This window comes from Imperialibacter sp. (genome assembly GCF_040222815.1).
Classification (GTDB): Bacteria; Bacteroidota; Bacteroidia; order Cytophagales; family Cyclobacteriaceae; genus Imperialibacter.
Genome location: NZ_JAVKCH010000029.1, coordinates 1 through 5,506, shown reverse-complemented (window position 1 = coordinate 5,506; position 5,506 = coordinate 1). Strand labels below are relative to the sequence as shown.

Annotated in this window: 6 protein-coding genes; 4 read left to right on the top strand and 2 right to left on the bottom strand. The window is 47.7% G+C overall.

What is annotated here, in order from left to right; genetic code table 11:
• Positions 1-503 precede the first annotated feature (503 nt).
• Together RIF36_RS16705 and RIF36_RS16700 are read right to left on the bottom strand one after the other, a co-directional pair.
• The gene (locus RIF36_RS16705; protein WP_350125095.1) at positions 504-977 is read right to left on the bottom strand and encodes a hypothetical protein; all 474 of its coding nucleotides are present in this window, start codon (positions 975-977) and stop codon (positions 504-506) included.
• A gap of 10 nt (positions 978-987) precedes the next feature.
• On the bottom strand, positions 988-1,314 hold the full coding sequence (locus RIF36_RS16700) for a hypothetical protein (protein ID WP_350125092.1): 327 nt from the start codon (positions 1,312-1,314) through the stop codon (positions 988-990).
• A 312-nt stretch (positions 1,315-1,626) separates the two neighbouring features.
• Between RIF36_RS16700 and RIF36_RS16695 the strand changes: the two genes are divergently transcribed.
• The 4 genes from RIF36_RS16695 to RIF36_RS16680 form a co-directional block, all read left to right on the top strand.
• On the top strand, positions 1,627-2,118 hold the full coding sequence (locus RIF36_RS16695; protein ID WP_350125089.1) for a hypothetical protein: 492 nt from the start codon (positions 1,627-1,629) through the stop codon (positions 2,116-2,118).
• A complete protein-coding gene (locus RIF36_RS16690) occupies positions 2,115-2,639 on the top strand; it encodes a hypothetical protein (RefSeq protein WP_350125086.1) in 525 nt (174 codons plus the stop codon). Before RIF36_RS16695 ends, RIF36_RS16690 begins: the two co-directional genes overlap by 4 nt.
• A gap of 777 nt (positions 2,640-3,416) precedes the next feature.
• Positions 3,417-4,907 (top strand): DUF4493 domain-containing protein, encoded by a 1,491-nt coding sequence (locus RIF36_RS16685; protein ID WP_350125083.1) that lies wholly within the window; start codon positions 3,417-3,419, stop codon positions 4,905-4,907.
• Positions 4,908-4,933: 26 nt separating this feature from the next.
• Positions 4,934-5,506: DUF4493 domain-containing protein (locus RIF36_RS16680; RefSeq protein ID WP_350125080.1), on the top strand; the 573-nt coding region annotated here is incomplete at its 3' end.

Below are 5,506 nucleotides of genomic sequence, written 5' to 3'. Positions count from 1 at the left end.
ATCGTCGCTACGATCACCGCCTGATGTACGTCAAGGCCACAGCCGACCTTTACTATTTGTTCAAAAGCTACTTCTCCCGTTTCCATATAATTTTCAAGGGTTTCGATAACCCTTGAAAGTTACTAAATATTCATTTTCGTTCGGGTGTGCTAAAGTCGCTCATGGAGATTTCATCTGTATAAAATTTACTTTTTAGAGGCCAGATCGGTCCGCCGAAGCGGGAATAGCCCAAACCCTTTGAGAATGAAAATCACTTGTCTAAATGGCTCTATTCATTCCGCTGGGTGTGGTACTCCTCATGGCTATTTCATGTGTATATAATTTATTTCTCAGCGGCCACCGGTTCGCCGGTGCGATGGAATAGCTTTTACCAATTAGAATGAATATTTAGCTTTTCGATCCACTTATTCATCGTTCCACGCCGGTTCCGTTGGGTATGGTATTCCCTATGGCTATTTCATCTATTCAAGATATTGATTTTCAATGTATTATTCAATGTTACTTCAGTGCATACGACGTTGTACAAGCTTTCCTTTTTCAAAGGTGAGTGTCAGCAACTCCGCATAGCTACCCGGGTGATCAGGATGAATTTCTGAATCCATTCCGTAGCGACTATTGCCAACGATTAACTCACCCGAATATTTTAATGGCACTGACAAATTTTCATATCGGAAATCGCCGTCCGAAGCTTCGTCCAGTTCTGGCTTAACTCCATTGATCGTCGGCGGATAGCTTTTGAACCGGTAAAGGAGTTTGTATTTCCATCCCTTTGGAGGGCCTGGTCTACAGAAAATAGTGTCCAGAAATAGCTGGTCTTTTTCAATCATATAAGTGAACAGGAACCCGGATGGATTGTCGGTTGAAGCAAAACGGCCAATAAACAGGCCCACGTCTTTCGGGCTGCTCAGGTTGAAAGGCCTCACAAGCTGATAATACTTGCCTTCGAACTGGATCAAGTTGGGCGTAATTAAAGTCATATCATTGCTTCTATTCGTAAGCGTACCACCAGTCACTTCGTTTTATCACCTTGTTTTCCGTGATAAAATACAGGAAGTCGTGCCTTCCCCGCCAGTGGTAGATCAAAATGCTTTCTCCCGGTAGCAGCTTCACTATTTCAGAGGTATCCGACTTCTCATCCGGCGGACCTATCCTTTTGAACACCTCACCGTAAGGAGTTCCTTTTACACCCAATTGTTTCCCCAGCTCCTCCATCACCAGCTGCAAGTCGCTTCCCCATCGGTTGTTGCACGGGCCATTTTCAAACTTTAGTGTTCTGAAAACACTACTCAAACCACTCAGCGTTATACTGTCCATTTGCTGATTTTTATCAAACGAGCTTTTGCAGTTTTCCTGTGCCATAGCGGTAAGTCCGGTCTGGACGATTAAAAGGATGAAGAGATTTTTTGCGTACATTATGGGTAAGATGCAGCCAGGCCTGCCATTCCATAATTCAGATCAAACTTTTTTTGACCTTGTATCAACCAGGGAAGCTGTGAGGAACTGTGGTGAGTAAATTAGTAGACCTGGAAATATGGAAATACCGCAAGGTTTGCATCTTGTAGTATAAAAGCTGTCGAAGCTGATTGAGGCCATGACAGCCTGAGCACCTGTTAGTTAAATATAACAATGATTGCGCAACTTATCATCAGACTACACTCGATAGCAGGGGTGCCGCCGACCGAACAGCGCCCCGATCATGCCTGTCACCAAAAGGTCTCAGACAAGATGTACAACTACTTCTGGACGTATTTCCGTCTGGAGGACGATGATTTTGAGCTGCCGACTGATTTCAGAGAAGGCATTGACTATTTGGGCGACCACGACGTATACTTGCCAGGAACAAAGGGAGGAGTTCTTTGGGGCGCTGAAAGCATCATTAAGCATACGCAATATTGGGCCGCTCAAGACTATTATGAAGGTTCTTCTGAACGAGAGGGCTGGCTGTGCATAGGCCAGCAGGGGGAGCGGTCAATGGCCTTTTTGTGCTGCACTCCCCGCAGCAACTACTTTGGGCAGGTACTTTTGGGGGTCAGCAACTCTCCCTGGAACGACTACAGCGAAATGACACTAGCTGCCGGATCTTATGAGGAGTATTTACAAAAATGCCTGACGCCATGAACATAAGGCTGGCCTTTTTGACCCCCTGGCTGTTACTAAACGCTACTAATATAATATCGCAAGCACATGATGACACTGTTACGACGGAAGAATTGGTCTCGCAGTCGGATCTGATAGTGATCGTGAGCCGGGCGGAACCATTCACTTCGGTTGTGAAGAAAAGAACGTCGCTGTGGCTTTGGAAGCCGCCTTTTGAGGTCATTTACCACCATTATGTGATCGAAAAAGTGCTTTTTCGGAGTAGCAGGGAGGAGGTACCTGAGGTGGCGGCAGTGAATCTCAAAGTTAGAATGGCCGACTACTCACGAAAGCTCACGGTTCACAAGCTGTACTACAACAAGGGTATTCGCAAAATCCCCATCTACCAGCACTATGAAGGCGGCATAAAGCCAACCGAAGCGGCGCTGCTTATTGTTTTCTGCCAGTACAAGCCTGAGGGGAAGGTTTTCGAATATACGGTGCAGGGCGCCTGCGAAAGTGTGGAAATGGAGGAAACGATTTTGAGTTTTTTGGCAAAATGATTTTTGAAATGAAACCCTGGAGCCCAACGACCTCAGACTACAAAAGTTTGTAGCTCCGTCTTCCTGCGAGTATGATACCAGGTTGCCTACCCATCGGGACAGGCATTATCAGCCGAAACTTTTGTAGTCTCTGTGACAGAACGAATTTGTCGCCGTTTGGCATGTGTCCAGACTAAAGCCGAGGCATTCACAAAACCCTTAAAAGGGTTTGGGCGCTGAGTCTTCATCAATAGTGAGTTCAAAGCGATTATTTGCGGATGGATGGACGACCTCAGACTACAAAAGTTTGTAGCTCCGTCTTCCTGCGGGTTTGATACCCTGCTGCCTACCCATCGGGGCGGGCTGTATCAGCCGAAACTTTTGTAGTCTCTGTGACAGAACGAATTTGTCGTCGTTTGGCATGTATCCCGACACAAGCCGAGTCATTCACAAAACCTTTAAAAGGGTTTGGGCGCTGAGCCTTCACCTATAATGAGTTCAAAGCGATTATTTGCGGATGGCTGGACGACCTCAGACTACAAAAGTTTGTAGCTCCGTCTTCCTGCGGGTTTGATACCCTGCTGCCTACCCATCGGGACAGGCATTATCAGCCGAAACTTTTGTAGTCTCTGCGACAGAACGAATGTGTCGTCGTTTGGCATGTATCCGGACACAAGCCGAGGCATTCACAAAACTTTTTAGGGACTTCGTGAAGGATAAGGGCCCACTGACAAAAGCAACCGGCCGATTGCCAGCATTTTTCCTTTCTTAGAGGTTTTTAGACCAACTCATACCGTCATGAAAGCCTTAAAAACCCTTCTTTTAAGTCTCCTTTTATTAGCAGTCGCCTGCCAGCAGCAAAGCGAAACCCCGGAGCCCCAAGACTACGGCTACCTGTCCCTCAACCTCTCACTCACCATCACCTCCGAAGAAGCCAATGGCCGAACCCTGGCGGTGAATACCGACGACTTCCGGGTGACGATCTTCGCAGCCGATGGCACCGAGGTAATGGTGTTTGATCCTTACTCATCTGCACCGGCGGAAGTATCGCTGCCTACTGGCGAATACTATGTGGAAGCCCACAGCAACAACCTGGTAGAAGCCGCCTTCGAGAATCCCTATTACTTCGGGAGATCCGACAACTTCACCATCGACAAGGAAGAACTCAAATCCATCGATATTGAAGCCGAGTTGGCCAATACCAAAGTCGCCATCAACTACTCAGCCAATGTGGTGAACACCTTCCACAGCTACACCGGCACGGTAACCGTAGTAAGCAGCGGAGCCAGCCTTTTCTACGCCCAGGGCGAAACGAGAGAAGGCTATTTTTTAACCTCTCCGCTCGATATTGAAGTGAACCTGAGCTACACCAAACTGGACGGTACCACCATCGACCGGACGTTCACAGCGACGATTGCCGAGCCTCAGCCTAAAACGCTGTACAATATCAATGTGGACGCCACACTGGAAGATGGCAAGGTAGTATTCAATATCACCGTTGATGAAGACTTTGATACAGTCGAAATAGACCTCGGCGCTGTCGTCAATTTTGACGGTTGTGTGCTTAGCCAGTTTCGGGTGATAGAAGATGACGATATAGAAACATGGGATTTTACCCTGAACTCAGACGGGAGGGCAGACCAAATCGACTTTACCGGCAATAATGCATCTGAGACATCAAATTATATTCTCACATTTAATGGCGATGGGAATTTGGTAACCGCCGAGAATCCTGCGGCATTCGGAAAGAGGGAAGTATTTGCTTATGATGGCGATGGCTTCTTAGTGAAAAGAGAGGAGTACACCGAAAATGCGGGAAGTTTCCAGCTGTACCGTGTCAATGATTTTACCTACAACGCCAACGGGCAGCTTATTGAACGTGAAGAATATTATATCAACACTGATGGATCAAGGGGTAGCCTGGAGTTTCTGAAAAAATACTTTTATCCCGATGCCGGAACAAAAAATCCATCCAGAGTAGAAAAGCACAACGATTCTGGGCTCAGTAACGTGGAGTACTACACTTATGATACCCATCCAAACCCCATCCTGGAAGCTGGAATCTGGGGATGCGACGACTGCGTCGACAGCGAGCTTTTTGCTTTTGCCGGCAACAACATAACCTCTGTAGCCAGACACAACGCCGATGAGTCTGTATTGATGTGGACCTTGCAGGTAAGCTACACCTACAATGCAGAGGGCTATCCAACAAGGTCAGATTACCTCTATGTAGGAGGGGAAGATGACGGCTATGGTTACTCTCAGACGTTTGACTACCAGTGTAATTGAAGGGAGAATCACTTAAAGCAACCGATATGAATACTATAAAGGCCATACTTTTAAGCCTGCTATTCCTGGCGGCCGCCTGCCAGCAGCAAAACGAAACACCCGAGCCGCTCGACTACGGCTACCTGTCGCTGAACCTATCCCTCACCATCACCTCCGAACCAGCCAATGGCCGAACCCTGGCTGTGAATACCGACGACTTCCGGGTTACCATTTTCGCCGCCAACGGCACCGAAGTCATGGTGTTTGATCCTTATTCTTCTGCACCGGCTGAGGTATCGCTGCCCACCGGCGAATATTACGTAGAAGCCCACAGCAACAACATGGTGGACGCAGCCTTCGAAAACCCGTACTACTTCGGTCGATCCGACAACTTTACCATCGACAAGGAAGAACTGAAGTCTATCGACATCGAAGCCGAACTGGCCAATACCAAAGTGGCCATTAACTACTCAGCCAATGTGGTGAACACCTTCCACAGCTACACCGGCACAGTAACAGTGGCAAGCAGCGGAGCCAGCCTTTTCTACGCCCAGGGCGAAACGAGAGAAGGCTATTTTTTAACCTCTCCGCTCGATATTGAAGTGAACCTGAGCTACACC

Bases quoted from the DNA above. Each gene is read 5' to 3' on its own strand.
- RIF36_RS16700 (WP_350125092.1), bottom strand. From the start codon at position 1,314: ATGGACAGTATAACGCTGAGTGGTTTGAGTAGTGTTTTCAGAACACTA.
- RIF36_RS16690 (WP_350125086.1), top strand. From the start codon at position 2,115: ATGAACATAAGGCTGGCCTTTTTGACCCCCTGGCTGTTACTAAACGCT.
- RIF36_RS16685 (WP_350125083.1), top strand. From the start codon at position 3,417: ATGAAAGCCTTAAAAACCCTTCTTTTAAGTCTCCTTTTATTAGCAGTC.
- RIF36_RS16695 (WP_350125089.1), top strand. From the start codon at position 1,627: ATGATTGCGCAACTTATCATCAGACTACACTCGATAGCAGGGGTGCCG.
- RIF36_RS16705 (WP_350125095.1), bottom strand. From the start codon at position 977: ATGACTTTAATTACGCCCAACTTGATCCAGTTCGAAGGCAAGTATTAT.